This window comes from Nitrosomonas sp., from assembly GCF_022842015.1.
GTDB lineage: Bacteria > Pseudomonadota > Gammaproteobacteria > Burkholderiales > Nitrosomonadaceae > Nitrosomonas.
In genome coordinates this window covers 1-16,283 of sequence record NZ_JALHQJ010000069.1, presented here as the reverse complement: position 1 = coordinate 16,283, position 16,283 = coordinate 1, and the positions used below count along the sequence as shown (strand labels likewise).

The 16,283-nt window shown below is 42.7% G+C and carries 14 protein-coding genes and 1 pseudogene; 2 read left to right on the top strand and 13 right to left on the bottom strand.

Translation table 11 applies throughout. The annotated features are described in order from the left end of the window. Positions 1-182: pseudogene (locus tag Q0C11_RS12045) on the top strand (IS3 family transposase); the annotation flags it as partial. Between the two features lie 68 nt (positions 183-250). Here Q0C11_RS12045 and galU read toward each other — a convergent pair. The 12 genes from galU to Q0C11_RS14720 all read right to left on the bottom strand — a co-directional run bounded on the left by galU (position 251) and on the right by Q0C11_RS14720 (position 12,814). Further along, entirely contained in the window at positions 251-1,132 is an 882-nt protein-coding gene (gene galU / locus Q0C11_RS12040) for a UTP--glucose-1-phosphate uridylyltransferase GalU (protein ID WP_293008301.1), read from the bottom strand. 83 nt (positions 1,133-1,215) lie between these two features. Then, positions 1,216-2,247 carry a UDP-glucose 4-epimerase GalE gene (gene galE / locus Q0C11_RS12035; protein WP_293008299.1) on the bottom strand — a complete coding sequence of 344 codons (1,032 nt, stop codon included), beginning with the start codon at positions 2,245-2,247 and terminating at the stop codon, positions 1,216-1,218. 79 nt (positions 2,248-2,326) lie between these two features. After that, positions 2,327-3,286, bottom strand: a complete 960-nt coding sequence (locus tag Q0C11_RS12030) for a DHH family phosphoesterase (protein ID WP_293008297.1) — start codon at positions 3,284-3,286, stop codon at positions 2,327-2,329. Positions 3,287-3,366: 80 nt separating this feature from the next. Further along, positions 3,367-5,271, bottom strand: coding sequence for a sulfate adenylyltransferase subunit CysN (cysN, locus tag Q0C11_RS12025; protein WP_293008295.1), 1,905 nt, complete (start codon positions 5,269-5,271; stop codon positions 3,367-3,369). Continuing rightward, complete coding sequence (gene cysD / locus Q0C11_RS12020; RefSeq protein ID WP_293008293.1) at positions 5,271-6,167, bottom strand: sulfate adenylyltransferase subunit CysD; 897 nt, start codon at positions 6,165-6,167, stop codon at positions 5,271-5,273. The genes cysN and cysD overlap by 1 nt, the downstream gene beginning before the upstream one ends. A gap of 299 nt (positions 6,168-6,466) precedes the next feature. Continuing rightward, positions 6,467-6,880, bottom strand: coding sequence for a Na+/H+ antiporter subunit G (locus tag Q0C11_RS12015; protein WP_293008291.1), 414 nt, complete (start codon positions 6,878-6,880; stop codon positions 6,467-6,469). Positions 6,881-6,883: 3 nt separating this feature from the next. Next, complete coding sequence (locus Q0C11_RS12010; RefSeq protein ID WP_293008289.1) at positions 6,884-7,153, bottom strand: K+/H+ antiporter subunit F; 270 nt, start codon at positions 7,151-7,153, stop codon at positions 6,884-6,886. Next, complete coding sequence (locus Q0C11_RS12005; RefSeq protein WP_293008288.1) at positions 7,147-7,638, bottom strand: Na+/H+ antiporter subunit E; 492 nt, start codon at positions 7,636-7,638, stop codon at positions 7,147-7,149. Before Q0C11_RS12005 ends, Q0C11_RS12010 begins: the two co-directional genes overlap by 7 nt. Before the next feature lie 5 nt (positions 7,639-7,643). Then, positions 7,644-9,182, bottom strand: coding sequence for a monovalent cation/H+ antiporter subunit D (locus Q0C11_RS12000; RefSeq protein WP_293008286.1), 1,539 nt, complete (start codon positions 9,180-9,182; stop codon positions 7,644-7,646). Beyond that, positions 9,179-9,508 carry a Na+/H+ antiporter subunit C gene (locus Q0C11_RS11995; RefSeq protein ID WP_293008284.1) on the bottom strand — a complete coding sequence of 110 codons (330 nt, stop codon included), beginning with the start codon at positions 9,506-9,508 and terminating at the stop codon, positions 9,179-9,181. The genes Q0C11_RS12000 and Q0C11_RS11995 overlap by 4 nt, the downstream gene beginning before the upstream one ends. Next, positions 9,508-12,312 carry a monovalent cation/H+ antiporter subunit A gene (locus tag Q0C11_RS11990; protein ID WP_293008282.1) on the bottom strand — a complete coding sequence of 935 codons (2,805 nt, stop codon included), beginning with the start codon at positions 12,310-12,312 and terminating at the stop codon, positions 9,508-9,510. Before Q0C11_RS11990 ends, Q0C11_RS11995 begins: the two co-directional genes overlap by 1 nt. Positions 12,313-12,631: 319 nt before the next feature. After that, entirely contained in the window at positions 12,632-12,814 is a 183-nt protein-coding gene (locus tag Q0C11_RS14720) for a DUF1499 domain-containing protein (protein WP_367273756.1), read from the bottom strand. A gap of 649 nt (positions 12,815-13,463) precedes the next feature. Here Q0C11_RS14720 and Q0C11_RS11985 point away from each other — a divergent pair. Further along, positions 13,464-15,185 (top strand): diguanylate cyclase, encoded by a 1,722-nt coding sequence (locus Q0C11_RS11985; protein ID WP_293008280.1) that lies wholly within the window; start codon positions 13,464-13,466, stop codon positions 15,183-15,185. Positions 15,186-15,232: 47 nt separating this feature from the next. Here Q0C11_RS11985 and Q0C11_RS11980 read toward each other — a convergent pair whose 3' ends face one another. Further along, the gene (locus tag Q0C11_RS11980) at positions 15,233-15,445 is read right to left on the bottom strand and encodes a hypothetical protein (RefSeq protein WP_293008278.1); all 213 of its coding nucleotides are present in this window, start codon (positions 15,443-15,445) and stop codon (positions 15,233-15,235) included. Positions 15,446-16,283 lie beyond the last annotated feature (838 nt).

Below are 16,283 nucleotides of genomic sequence, written 5' to 3'. Positions count from 1 at the left end.
TGGGGGATACTTAAAACCGAGCTGGTGCATCATAGAAGATTCAAAACACGACAACAAGCCATTCAGGAGATTACCGAATATATAGAAATATTCTATAACCGGCAGAGAAAACAAAAAAGCTGGGCTATTTGTCACCAGCACAATTTACGCAGCAATACTATGCAAATCTAATCGCTGCTTAAACACATGGACTCCATTTTTGACAGCACATATCACTTTAACAGTGCATGCCATTTGATGTTGGCAATCGTCAGGAATACTCTTTTGTTAATTCAGTCAAATAGTTTTTAAATTCATGCTTAAGTTCGGGATGTTGTAATGCAAATTCTACTGTTGCCTGCAAGTAACCTGACTTGCTGCCACAATCAAAACGCTTGCCTTGAAATTCATAGCCCAACACAGATTCTTCTTTTAGCAATTTTGCAATGCCATCCGTGAGTTGAATTTCATTACCAGCACCACGCTGGGTTTGTTCCAAAAGTTTAAAGATTCGTGGCGTCAGGATGTAGCGGCCGACAACCGCAAGATTGGAAGGTGCTTGATCAACCGCCGGCTTTTCTACAATTGCGTTAACTTTAGATAAGCTATCTGAAATTGGCACGCTATCGATAATACCGTAGCGATTGACAGTTTCATGCGGCACCCGTTCAATTCCTAAAATTGAACAATGATTCTGATTATAGATATCGGTCATTTGACTCAGACAGCAACGCTCATTAGCATTGATCAAATCATCCGCCAGCAATACCGCAAAAGGTTCATCACCGACTACGGATTGCGCACATAAAACAGCGTGCCCTAATCCCAATGCTTCTGCCTGACGAATATAAACGCAATCAATACGTGCTGGCAGAATATTGCGAACTACATTAAGCATTTCCTGTTTTCTGCCTTCTTCTAACTTAGCTTCTAATTCAAAGGCTTTGTCAAAATGATCCGGTATTGAACTCTTGTTACGGCCAATAATGAAAATTAGCACATCAATGCCGGCAGCAACAGCCTCTTCTGCGGCAAACTGAATCAATGGCTTATCAACAATAGGCAGCATTTCCTTAGGATTTGCTTTAGTTGCCGGTAAAAAACGGGTTCCTAATCCAGCAACAGGAAATACAGCCTTTCTAATTGCTTTCATTCGATATCTCCTTAATGTTTCTTAATAGATTAAATCAGAATTGATTTGCTGATTGATAAATCATAATGTGATGCATCCAAATTTCAATAACCATTTGGATTTGTGTTTTGCCAATGCCAGCTACTGGCGCACATTTCATCCAATCCAAGCTTCGCTCGCCAACCAAGCAATTCATAGGCGCGATCCGGATTCGCATAACAAGAAGCAATATCGCCTGGGCGTCGAGGTGCGATTCGATAAGGAATAGACTGTCCACTGGCTTGCTCATAAGCGCGAACAACCTCCAAAACACTGTAGCCTCTGCCGGTACCTAGATTTACGGTCAAACAGTTCGGATATTGACCATTTTGTTGTTCGCTTTGTGTGACACCTAGTGCTTCCAATGTCTTGAGATGACCAAGCGCTAAATCAACGACATGGATGTAATCACGTACCCCCGTACCATCGACAGTTGGATAATCGTTACCCCATACGCTTAGAGTATCTCTACGACCAATTGCAACTTGTGCCACAAAAGGCATCAAATTATTTGGTATTCCTTGCGGATCTTCACCGATTAAGCCGCTTGGATGTGCACCTACTGGATTAAAATAACGTAATATGCCGATTCGAAACGAACGGTCGCTGTGCTGGAAATCACGCAATATCTCTTCAATCATCAACTTACTGCGACCATAGGGATTGGTGGGAGCGAGCGGATGGTCCTCCGTTAACGGTAACTTAACTGGATCGCCATAAACCGTTGCAGAAGAACTGAATACCAAGGTTTTGACATTACATTCTTGCATCGCTTCCAAAAGGCGTAATGTTCCCACAACGTTATTATCGTAATATGAAAGTGGGTGATCAACGGATTCACCAACTGCCTTGAGACCAGCAAAATGTATAACAGCGGTAGCCTTGCTTTGCTTGAGGGCTGCTACCACGGCAACACGATCGCGACAATCGCCAGATATTAATTTTGGTTTCCTACCAGTTATCGTCGTTACACGGGCCAGTGCTTCGGGATTGCTGTTGCAAAAATTATCAAACACGGTCACATCAAAACCGGCATTTAGCAATTCAACACATGTATGTGATCCAATATATCCGGCACCACCGGTGACAAGAATCATGACGATAACCCTCAATAAGAAGTAATCAATTTATTTAGTCGGATTAAGTTTCGCCTAAATGTTCCAGTGCTTCACTGAACTAGCTACAAAAGTGTTGTTTAAAGCTGCTGACAAAATTATCTAATGAACCTGTTGGTAAATGGTTGATGCCAGCTGCGGCTTTGCGCCCTCCTCCTGTATTAAATTGCAGGCACAATACATCAGCACCACATGGGTTTGTAAGAGAGGCTCGCACACTTACAGTATAGTTGCCAGCATGATTAGGAGTTATCACCGCATGTGCACGTTGGGGATACGCATTTGCCAACTTGTTGGCAAAAATACCGCTGACGCGCCTTGCCCAAGGGGCATCTGGCAATAAATAGGCAGCATATCGTTCATCGGTTGTCAAGGGCTGCAATGAATCTGCTTGACTCGTATCATCCTGATATCCCTCAGCAAGTTTCCTAAAAGCATTCGACTCAGCGATGAAATCGAATGGATTCGCATAAGGTCTTATTTCTTCGTAAAGTGCAGTGGGGTGAAAATGCAGATCAGGTAGATTATCGCCATAGCCATTGTAGTTTAGATACTCACCCAGGCGTGCAAGTTGATCTATTTCAGTTTCCGTTAATTTTGCTGTAGCTCCCAGTTGACGAGCTTTTTGCACAAGATTGTCGCCGAAGGCGGCAGTAATTGCCCACAAATGAAATTTCCCTTTTAGATACTGATCGACCAGAAGACTGGTACAAGCATCAGCGGATAAATCGATATGTGCAGTCAAGTTAGGGTGCTGCGGTATCTCTCCGGCGTGATGATGATCAAAATACTCAACCCTGACGCCCTCCTCCAATAATCGCATCAATCCTTTACGATTACTGTCCAGAGAAATGTCGAGTACTGTTACCAGATCGCCGGGATTTGCCTCCACCCGATCCAATAGCTTGATATCACGCTTAACTCCAGTTATCAGATTAGCAGCTGCAGGATCTACAAGTCTGAATTGATGCAATGCGCATACGCCATCCGCGTCACCATTAAATACATAAAAACGATTCATCTGAATAGCTTCCTATATATGACCATATGAGAAAAATTAACCTTCATTTTTATATTCAACGGACAATGACTATTAAAAAGTTAATCTAAAGCGCCTATATGCGTCAGGTAGTTGACAATGTCATCAACAGCCTGTTCTGGAGTAAGCTTTGTTGTATTAATATGTATTTCCGGATTTTCTGGCGCTTCGTAAGGCGAATCAATTCCGGTAAAGTTTTTCAATTCACCTCGACGCATTTTCTTGTACAACCCTTTGGGGTCGCGCTCTTCTGCGACATGAATAGGCGTATCAATAAAGACCTCAAAGAATTCACCTTGCTCTACCAATTCCCTGGCCATCCTACGTTCTGAATGGAAAGGTGAAATAAATGACACCAATACAATCTGACCTGCATCGACCATTAATTTGGCAACTTCAGCGATACGGCGGATATTTTCAACCCGATCTGCATCAGTAAAACCAAGATCTTTATTAAGCCCATGACGCACATTATCTCCATCCAACAGATAGGTATGCTTGCCAAGAGAATAGAGTTTCTTCTCAACTAAATTAGCAATGGTTGATTTACCGCTGCCGGACAAACCAGTAAACCAAAGAATAAAGGGCTTTTGCCTTTTTGTAGCAGCATGTGCTTGCTTATTGATATTGATCGCCTGCCAGTGAATGTTCTGTGACCGGCGCAAAGCAAAATGCAACATGCCGGCACCAACCGTATTATTAGTTAAGCGATCAATCAGGATAAAACCACCGATGTCATGATCTTCTTTATATGGATCGAAAGCAATCAGTTGGTCAGTACTGAGGTTACAAATACCAATTTCATTGAGTTCTAGCTTGGTACCAGCGACATGTTCAAGCGTATTAACGTTTACCTTATATTTCAACACCGAGACATTTGCAGTGACAGTTTTTGTTCCGATTTTCATCAAATACGGCCGACCGGGAAGCATCGATTCATCTATCATCCAGACAATCGTGGCCTCAAATTGATCGGCCACACCCGGCAAAGTATCGGTAGCGGCTAAAATATCTCCACGGCTGATATCGATTTCGTCGGCCAATGTTAATGTAATCGATTGCCCTGAAACTGCCTGCGTTAAATCGCCATCACTGGTCACAATGCGAGTTACACGACTCTCTCTGCCAGACGGTAACACACGAACAAGGTCACCTGGCCTGACGCTGCCACGTGCAACCATACCCGAGTAACCTCGAAAATCCAGATTTGGGCGATTGACCCATTGTACCGGCATGCGAAAAACTCCAGATTCCACATTGATATCCTCGACCTGCACGTTCTCCAGATATCCCATCAATGTTTCACCGCGATACCACGGCGTGTTGGCACTCAATGAGGTAATGTTATCGCCTTTAAGGGCTGACATCGGAATAGTTACAATATTACTCAACCCTAATTCTTTTGCAAATTCACGATATTCTTTATTAATCTGATGAAAAATTTCTTCTGAATACTCCACCATGTCCAGCTTATTGATCGCAAGCACCACATGTTGAATTCCAATTAATGAAACTAAATAGCTATGACGCCGCGTCTGTGTCAGGACACCCTTGCGCGCATCAATAAGAATTACCGCCACGTCGGCCGTTGAAGCCCCTGTGACCATGTTGCGGGTATACTGCTCATGGCCTGGTGTATCTGCGACGATAAACTTGCGCTTATCGGTAGAAAAGAAACGATAGGCCACATCAATGGTTATTCCTTGCTCACGTTCCGCAGAAAGCCCGTCGACCAATAATGCAAAATCTAAGTCACCGGCTTGGGTACCGACCTTTTTGGAATCTGCCTCTAATTGAGCCAATTGATCTTCAAACAGCATTTTGGATTCATATAACATCCGTCCAATTAAAGTGCTTTTCCCATCATCAACACTGCCGCAAGTGATAAACCGAAGCATGCTTTTGTTCTCATGCGATTTTAAATACAGCTCGATATCTTCGGCAATCAAATCTGATACGTGTGCCATTAGAAGTAACCCTCCTGTTTCTTTTTCTCCATCGAACCTGTGGAATCATGATCGATTAATCGCCCCTGACGCTCAGATGTTCTTGCCAGCAACATTTCTTGAATAATATCCACCAGAGAACTTGCCTCGCTCTCAATCGCACCGGTTAAAGGATAGCAACCCAGTGTGCGGAAACGAACTTTTTTCATCATCGGAGATTCACCCTCTCGCATCGGCAAACGGTCATCATCAACCATAATTAAAGTACCATCACGCTCCACAACAGGCCGTTCTTTAGCATAGTACAATGGCACAATAGGAATATTGTTCAAATGGATATATTGCCAAATATCGAGCTCGGTCCAATTTGAAAGCGGAAAAACACGAATACTTTCACCCGGATTCTTGCGCGCGTTATATAACCGCCATAACTCGGGGCGCTGTAGCTTGGGATCCCAACGATGTTGTGCTGAACGAATGGAAAAAATCCGCTCTTTGGCACGTGATTTCTCCTCATCGCGACGCGCCCCACCGAAGGCGACATCAAAACCATGTTTATCCAATGCTTGCTTTAAACCCTCAGTTTTCCAAATATCCGTATGAACTGCGGAACCGTGTGTAAAAGGGTTGATTCCTTTTGTAATCCCTTCGGGGTTAATGTGAACGATAAGATCAAGCCCTAATTTCTTTGCCATTACATCACGAAATTCAATCATTTCTTTAAATTTCCACGTCGTATCGACATGTAACAATGGGAAAGGTAGCTTCGAGGGATAAAATGCTTTTACTGCAAGATGCAACATCACTGCACTATCCTTGCCGATCGAATAGAGCATTACCGGATGCTCACACTCTGCGACCACCTCCCGCATGATATGAATACTCTCCGCTTCAAGGCGTTGTATATGTGTCAACATTGTTAATAATTTCCTTCCATAAAAAGTAATAGCTTTAGGATTATATTAATATAATTCAGAATTTTTCTTACCTCGAAATAAACCAGTTTACCCCTGTAATTTTGATACTTAGAAAAAATTCTGCTGATTTTCTATTTAACAAAATTGTGAATGTGAATTAGGTTTTTATTATCAAATGATAGCAGGTACTAAAGAATCTAACCTCAAAACTTACTATAGTATTTCTATCGATCTACTTGTTTATTCAAGTAAGAGACAAATGCTTAAACTCTCAACTCGAATAACACTAAGATTCAAGACTAAACCGGTTTGCGGGGTACATGTGTATCCGATGAAGAAGATTTTTCTTCCGGTGTTTGGGTATCCATTGCGTCATCGTCTGCCCCATCTTCTCCCTTCGTTGATTTAGCCGGCATTTTCGCAAACGAATGCAAATTCAGGTGCAATGCTGCCTTAGCAAGTAAATGTGCGCTCACCGGAGCGGTGATAACAAGAAACACCGTAATCAGTACTTCGTGCAGACTGATACCGGCATTATGGCTGCTGAAAAATAATGCCGATGCGATCAGCAGACTGCCAACTCCTAAAGTCGTGGCTTTGGTCGGCCCATGTAAGCGCATGTAAAAATCCTTAAGTCGCAAGAGACCCAAGGAACCAATAAAAGTTAGGGTAGCACCCGTCAGAATCAGAAAAGATAATAAATATTCCAGCATGATTTATTCGATAATATCACCGCGCAGTAAATACTTGCACAGCGCAACAGTGCCTATAAAGCCCATCAAAGCGATCAGTAGTGCCGCCTCAAAGAATAGCGCGCTGCCCAGGTGAATACCTAACAACATCAACAATGCAATAGCATTTATATATAAAGTATCCAGTGCCAGAATCCGGTCCGGCATGCTGGGGCCCGACAGTAAGCGCCAGAAACTCATGGCGACAGCCGCTGTTACTAATCCAAGCGCAATTGGAATTACAGAATTTAACATAGCTCAAAAATCTCTTGCAATGGACGTTCGTAGCGGCGCTTAATTGTCGCGATCAACGCATCCGGATCAGCTTCATTCAGCGCATGAACCAATAAATATCGACGATCTTCAGACAACCGCGCCGACACTGTTCCTGGTGTCAATGTAATGCTATTAGCCAATAAACTGATAGCCAGATCGGATGTTAGGTCTAATGGTAATTCAACAAAAATCGGTTTGAGCCGATCTGGATCACCAAGAATTAGACGTGCTACGGTGAAATTAGCCATTATGATATCTATCAGTAACAAGCCGATATAGCGCAACAAGGTAAGCGGCTTGCGAATAGTCACTGCTTCTGGCCAGAATCGCAGGGTCAACAATGGTATCATCCAGCCCAACAATAAGCCGAGAAAAATCTGCCCGGGCGTTATGCTGTTTACCAGCAACAACCATAAACATGCCAGTGTGGGAGATAAAATGGGATGAGGGAGTAGACGAGCCATGGTTATTATTTTCCAGTACCTAGCACAGATTGAATATAGTCATCGGGATGCAGCAATTGATTTGCTGTTTCCTGTGCAAATTCAGTAATTGCACCAGCCCAAATCATTAAAGCTACACATAGCGCAAGTAAGCAGACAGGTATTGCCAACCCACTTATACCATGAGGTGTAATAATAGGTTGAGTATGGTCATCCGTTGCTGCATGGGTCGCTTCCGGGGCTTGTGCCCGGTAAAACAGCAAGCTGCCGCTACGCGCCAATGCAATGATAGTAAACAAGCTGGTTATTAATATAGTGGCCATTATCCATGATAGAGCAACATGTGACAGCGCTGCTTGCAGAATCAGGAATTTTCCGACAAAGCCAGATAATGGTGGTAATCCAGCTACCAAAATGGCCATTATAAAAAAAAGTGTACCTACTATTCGTTGGTGCAACATGATTAAACCCGGTTCAAATCGATCACTCATTTCGCCACGGCGATTAACAATGCTATCAGCGAGTAGAAAAAACGCTGCGGCGGCAAAAGTGGAATGTGGTAAGTAATACAATCCGGCAGCTATTCCGGCACTCGTATTGATGCCAAAAGCGATGAGCAGTGTACCGACGGATGCAACCACTAGATAGGCCACTTGCTGGCGTAAATGCGTACTTGCCAGCACACCCAGCACACCTGCAATCAGTGTGGCCAAAGCTAAAGGCAACAACCAGGGTTCAATCAAGTCGGCAATTGGACCTGCCCGTTCACCAAAGATCAAGGTATAAACACGCAGAATGCAGTATGCGCCAACCTTGGTCATGATGGCAAACAAAGCTGCAACCGGAGCAGATGTGTGGGCATACGCTGCAGGCAACCATAGATAAAGTGGCAAAAGAGCGGTTTTGAGGGCAAACACGGCAAACAGCAGTAAGCCAGCGGTACGAATGAGTGCAATATCTTCGACAGGAGTATTGGCAACTTTAACAGCTAAATCCGCCATATTCAGTGTGCCCAAAAGTCCGTAGAGTGTTCCCACCGCAAACAAAAACAAAGTTGAACCTACAAGATTGATGATGACAAAATGCAACCCGGCCATCGTGCGCAACCGTCCTCCACCATGCAGCAATAAGCCATAGGAAGCAAGCAGCAGAATTTCAAAGAATACAAACAAATTAAACAAATCACCGGTCAAAAATGCGCCGTTTAATCCAAATAATTGCAATTGAAATAAAACATGAAAATGTGGACCGGCAGTGTCAGTGCCACGTACTGCGTAAACTAGCGCGCACCACGAAACCAGCGCAGTAATGATCAGCATCCAAGCAGCAAGCCGATCGGCAACCAGAACGATGCCAAATGGCGGCGCCCAGTTGCCCAACACATAAACTAGAATCTCGCCGCTGTGAACGATACTGAGCAGCCATCCCGTCAACAAGACCAAAACACTGACGGATGAAATGCTCACAATGCGCAGTACCTGCAGGCTCTGTTTTTGTAGCAATAATAACAACGCACCCAGCAACAGCGGCCATATTACAGGAAGAATTACAATATGGTTTATCATGGTTTATGCTTTCCATCCACATGATCATTCCCCATTTCCAAGTGCGCCTTGAGCGACAAAACAATGACAAAAGCAGTCATGGCAAAGCTGATCACAATAGCTGTCAATACTAGCGCCTGCGGCAAGGGATCTGCATACTCCGTTACGCCTTCCACTATAATTGGGGGCTTGCCAACAGTGAGTCGTCCCATGACCAATAAAAATAAGTTGACGGCATAAGATAAAAAGGTCAAACCCAGCACGACCGGAAAAGTCCGGCCACGTAAAGTTAAGTAAACACCACAAGCCGTGAGCGTTCCAATCAGTATTGCTACCAGCGCTTCCATTAACGGATTCTCTTTCTGACGTTTGTCAAATGGCTCTCTTTATGTACCAGGCCAAGATAAATAAGTATCAGCAGCGTGGTGCCGACGACAACCAGATAAACACCCAGATCAAAAATCATGGCGGAAGCTAACTCGAATTCTCCAATTATCGGCCAATGTAAATGACTAAATGTGGATGTCAGGAAGGGATGGTCAAAAAACCAACTGGCAAGACCGGTCAACGCAGCAATAAAAATACCCGCACCAATCACGTTATGCATATCGACCGACAACCGAGTATGTGCCCATGTGACACCATTGGCCAAATATTGCATAATTAATGCTACCGCAGTTATCAATCCGGCGATAAAGCCGCCGCCGGGAAGATTATGTCCGCGTAGTAAAATATACACAGATACCAGCAAGGCTAGCGGCAATAACAAGCGCACAAACGACGCCATGATAACCGGATGTAAGTCACGATCCCAGGTTTGTCCTTCACTATCCTGCTCAGAACCGGATAATTTCAGTTGGTGCAGCATCGCGTATATGCCTAGCCCGGCTAATGCTAGTACGGTAATTTCACCGAGCGTGTCGTAGCCTCTGAAATCAACCAGAATGACATTGACCACATTGGTTCCGCCACCACCCGGCACACTATTGCTTAAAAAGTAATCTGCGATACTATGATATGGACGAGTTAATATGGCCCAAACTAATAAACTCACGCCTAAACCTGCCGCGGTAGCGACTATGACATCACGGCTGCGTATATAATTTCCAGATTCTTGTGGTGAAAATTGCGGTAAAAAATATAACGCTAACAGCATCAGAACAATCGTTACCACCTCGACGGATAATTGTGTCAAAGCCAAATCCGGTGCAGAAAACTTGATAAAAACGAGGGATACTCCCAAACCCACTGCGCCCATTAAAATGAGCGATACAAGACGTTGCCGGTGCAAAATAACGGCTCCAATTGCAGCAATCACAAGAATCAACGTAACGAGCATGCTGACACCATCCATAGGTAATAACGCACGATCTCCGGTTAAAGCAGATACATTTTCGTTGAAACCTGCCAAGCCAAGCATCAGGATAAAAATCATAAAAACAAATAGCATCTGCTGTAGCGAATTTGAATTCAGTAAATAAGTTATATAACTAGAAACTTTAAATAGCTGGTTAAGCAAATAATTATATAGTGATTTAAATTCTATTCGATCAACGAATCGATCATGCAATGCGGATAATGGACGGCGAGCTAAATAAATTAAAATTCCACCGGATAATGCAATGATGCTCATCCATAATGCCGGGTTGAAACCGTGCCAGATTGCTAAATCATGATCTGGAACAGGGCCTTGTAGCACACCTGCCGCGGCCACTGCCAGAATGGGCTCCACAGTTAATGCCGGCAATATGCCAACCAGCAAGCATAAAGCAACCAGAATTTCTACTGGTACTTTCATCCAACGGGGAGGCTCATGTGGCGTTTTGGGCAAATCAACCGGCTCACCACCAAAAAAAACCGTATGGATGAAGCGTAACGAGTAAGCCACAGCAAAAATACCAGCTAAAGTTGCTGCGGCAGGCATAAGCCATCCCCACGGTTGATTGGCATGATGCAAAGTTTCGGCAAAAAACATTTCCTTAGACAAGAAGCCATTAAATAATGGCACACCTGCCATAGAAGCGGCAGCCACCATAGCCAGTAATGCCGTATGCGGCATAAATTTCCACAATCCTCTCAAACGGCGCATATCACGCGTACCTGCTTCGTGATCAATGATGCCTGCAGCCATAAATAAGGATGCTTTGAAAATCGCGTGATTAATAATATGAAAAACACCGGCAACTGCTGCAAGCGGCGTACCCATACCAAATAATAAAGTAATTAAACCCAGATGACTGATTGTCGAGTACGCAAGCAAGCCTTTTAAATCGTGTTTAAACATGGCAATGTAAGCAGCAACAAGCAATGTGGTCAGACCTGTCGTGCAGACTAGCCAGAACCATTCCGGTGTACCCGACAAGGCAGGAAACAAACGGGCCAGCAAGAACACACCCGCTTTTACCATGGTAGCTGAATGCAAATAAGCGGATACCGGTGTGGGAGCCGCCATGGCGTTGGGTAACCAGAAGTGAAATGGAAATTGTGCTGATTTAGTGAAAGCACCCAGCAGTATCAGGATTAACGTCGGTAAATATAAAGCGTGGGCACGGATACTGTCGCCAGATGCGAGAATTACGGATAAATCATAGCTGCCGCAGATTTCACCCAATAACAGAAAGCCACCAAGTAGTGCCAAACCGCCGCCACCAGTAACGGCCAACGCCATGCGAGCACCACTTCGGGATTCTTGCCGGTGTTGCCAGTAGCTAATGAGCAGGAACGACGATAGGCTGGTTAATTCCCAGAAAATCAACAGCTGAATAATGTTTTCTGATAACACAATTCCCAGCATAGAGCCCATGAACATCAGCAAGTAAGCAAAAAAACGCCCCATGTCGTCCCGCTCAGACAAGTAATACCGAGCATAGAGGATAATGAGCAAGCCAATGCCTAAGATCATCAGCGAAAATAACAGACCCAATCCATCAAGACGAAAGACTATATCCAGGCCAAGATTGGGTATCCAACTGAAGCGCTGAATGATAATTTGTCCTAAAAAAACATCAGCAATCATGGGATACAAAAAGGCTAACGCGAGTAGCGTCACGGCACCGGCACCCCAGGCAGCATGTAATCTACCCAAGCGGGAAATGGATGCAACTAAAATGGCGCCGACAAAAGGTATAAGGGCGACAAGCGATAAGTTCATAAAAATTAGGATACTGTTAGCGGTTGGATATTTCCTGCTTAGTTCATGTAAATCATTTGAAATCTACAACTTGAGTTCCATTCTGCAGAAACAATATAATTATTTTGTGTGCTCGTACTTTATAAGCTTGCTTCAATCTTTTGATAAATTTATTCCACTGACAAAAATGGAATAAATTCTTTTCAATAAAAATATCGACTCCCTACAAGAACCAAAATAGAAAATAATCCGTGAAATGATACCATTGCTATCTATGCGGTTTGTTCATTTGATGATTAATTTCGTAGCGAAATGACTTATTTCCATTATTTATTCTAACTCAGCTAGGAAACCGCATACCCGCGGCATTGATTCCAAAATCTCTTTTTCCGACCCTGGAAGCAAAAAGCATATCCGCGTACCATTTCTTGCCTTCTGATTGTATTCGGATCACGCCATCATTCTTGAATCTCATACTGGACACAGTATTGGCAGTCTCAATCCCGCCATCAGCAGTAGGAATATCTGCAATTTTACAACCGCGTTTTTCTGCCTATATAAGATCGTCTGCTCAAAAATACTGACCGATATATCGGATCCATAATGATTGAACCGAATTTGGATAACCTTCATTCTGGAACTTAGATTGATTCTCCGGCTAAAACGATTTAGCGGATTATATGACTCTGTTTGCAGTACTTTACAGCGATAAATTCAGGAAGATTCACTAAGCCGAGCATCATGAATTCGTAGCGCTCCGGCACCAACTCACTTGCCCATAAAGATCAGCATGATCACCCATCAACCTAAGAGTAAATCGGTTAAGGTCTCAGCAGTATCTGCCTGTTTTTCTTTGATAACGCGCAAAGTTTCAGTTGACCCTAGAACAGTTGGCGATAATACTGCTATCAACACAGATGATCAAGAAAATTCAGACTCTCAGAAATAAAGCTAGACATTTTATTCTTCAAATTTTTTGTCTTAGTTGTTTTCACGATTGAAGTAAAAAAATAATGACTATGCTTTTTGCTTTACACAGAAGCAGTATAATTCACTATTAACGATTATTATACATCTCATATACCTGCTTATGAAACTTAAGTTCACATGAGCTTAATCTGTTCAATACGGCTTATTGCTCTTCATCTTTGGCTATTGCAAACAAGCAGTTTATGAAAAACATATCCGCAGTGTTAGCAGTAATACTCGTATGTTTATTTTGGAGCTTGTTGGCAAACGCACAAGATGTTGATATTTATAAAAAATACAAAGAACCAATTGGTCAATATATTCAAATTTATCAAAATAAAGATCCCTTCCTTAGTATGCAAAGTGCATATGATGCATTCAAAAATGGTCATTTTTCACAATCCAACGATTCCGTACTTAATTTTGGCATCGGCGCAAAACCTGTATGGCTCGCATTCCACGTCAGAAATAATACGCATGACACTGTGCTTCGAAATTTGTTGTTTGAAACCTCCTGGCTGGACAAGATTGATGTTTATTATCTCAAGAGAAACCAATTAGTTAACAGCTATCATATCGGTGATAGCTTGTTATTTTCGCAACGACCGTTTAGCCATCGATTTTTTGTTACCGAGCATGACTTTGAAACTGGTGACACGATTGTATTAATTCGCGTTGAAACCGACGACGCGATGGTTATACCCATTTATTTCCTTACCGCAGAAGAGATAGTTAACAGAAGTATACTGCAAGCATATAGCTACGGCTTGATATACGGAGTTATTTTGGCTTTAGTTGCCTATAATTTTATGCTGCATATCGGATTACGCACAGGCCCCTATCTTTTTTACTCACTCTATCTCTTATTATTTCTGCTTCTTAATGCTGCATACACCGGTCATGGCTATCAGTGGTTATGGCCTGATTCACCGCGCTGGCAGCAGTGGTCCAATCCGGTATTGATGGTAGCGTGTACTTTAAGTGGCTTCGCATTTGCTTTGAACTTCTTGAATATCAAAATTACTAGGCCTCGCATATATCAATTGATCATCGTCTGTTGTCTCAGCTTTAGCGTATTAGCATTGATTGCAGTGTTGGCCGATGAATTTGTAACGACACTGTTCATCTCATTGTTCTTTATCTTTTATTTCTATATCTTTACTGTCATATTAGGTGTCGTTTCTCTGCAAACAGAAAACAGATTTGCCCAATATTTTCTCTTGGCATCAATTTTTACAATATGTGGCGGCATTATTACAGCTAATGCGTTATGGGGCTTCATTCCATTCAACTGGCTCACTTACCGGGCCGCAGAAATTGGGATGGTGGCGGATGCGATTTTACTGGCGCTTGCACTTGCTGAACGTTTTAACATCACCCAAAGTGATAAGCTGAAGGCTGAAAAAATAGCTGATATTGATTTGTTAACTAATTTAAATACCAGACGAGCCTTTTACAAATTAGTACAACCAATGTGGGCCGTAAGTTTACGCAATAGAAGTTATACCTCGGTAATAATACTCGATATCGATGACTTCAAATTGTTGAATGATAATTATGGGCATCCTCTGGGCGATCGTGTTCTTGCCCAATTGGCAGAAACAATACAAGAAGAAGCGCGGAGTAGCGATATTCTGACACGCTGGGGGGGTGAAGAATTTCTTATTTTTCTGCCGGAAACAGGATTAGCGGATGCGATAGCCATTGCGGACAGGATGCGCAAAAGAATCATGGCTATTCAAATTACTATTGATAAGGAAAAAAAACTCTCATTCACCGCAAGCTTTGGCGTTGCAACCATTCAAAATATTAACGTATCTTTGAATGAATTAATCGCGCAAGCGGATCGGCAGCTGTATAACGCTAAGAAAAAAGGGCGTAATTGTGTCTATCCAAATCTATCTGATCAGAAACAATACCAATGACAAAAATACCTTAGTATCATCATGACCGTCTAAAGTGTATTTCTCCATCACTCGTAGTAATGGTGAAACCCCAAAGATTTAATTGTGATTCCAGACTCTTCTGCAGCGTCAAAATCATCATCACCAATTTCTAATTCATCGATAAGTTTGACGATTCGACTATCTGGAATCATGCCATCAGCCAGTGCATCTTCGTCATCAAAATCTATAGTCACAGGATCTATCTCGTTAACATTATTAGACAATGATTTATTTCTCATTATGATAAACCTCCTCATAGGTTTGGTGGAAATGTCCCCAGTAAATCATAACGACATTTAAATTAAATTCTGGATTAGAAATCATTTCTCCTGATGTTTTTGGAATATAAAAGACTTTCCGCCTGTTCAGCGGTTTGCAAGCTTATTGAACTTGTGATTCCGCATGGCTTTACCACAAGGTTCTGATTAGAATTGTATGCATGAGGTCGTAAAGAAGACGCATCATTGATGCGCAGCAGATCCATTACCACATTGCTCTTACAGTGAAATATAAATATGGATTGTTAGATAAGCTGATGATGAATTACCATTGAAGTCAAGACATTGCAATTTTTTGGGATTAAGCCGTACCCAGAAGTTTCGAGATCTATATTCGCGATATTTAACTTACTTTACGGTATGGCTAATCCTATAAAATGTCACCTAGACGCGTTAATAAAGTAGCCTATTTGGGATCAATAATCTATTGCTGCTCATTCGATGTATTTGCTGGTGTCATGCGTGTTTCTGCTCTGGTCAGAAATGCATCCAGGGACTCCTCCTCCGAATAAAACCAATTCAGGCAGAAATCATGACTGTCAATTTTTTCTTGCAATACGGGGCGGACCATATATGACTATAGCTCTGGAAAACAGGCTATTGGGCTGTAATTGCCGCCCTGTCAATGGACGTTCTGTACTGCTCTATCTGAGTGCCTCTTTTAATCTCCGCAGATTTAATTCCCCGCTACTTGCGGCGGGATAAATCTATTGACTAATGCGCAAAAAGCACAAAACATCAGCAATCTGATATAAGATCAAACTTGATATTAAAATAGAAGTAGGGTTTTATTCAAAAA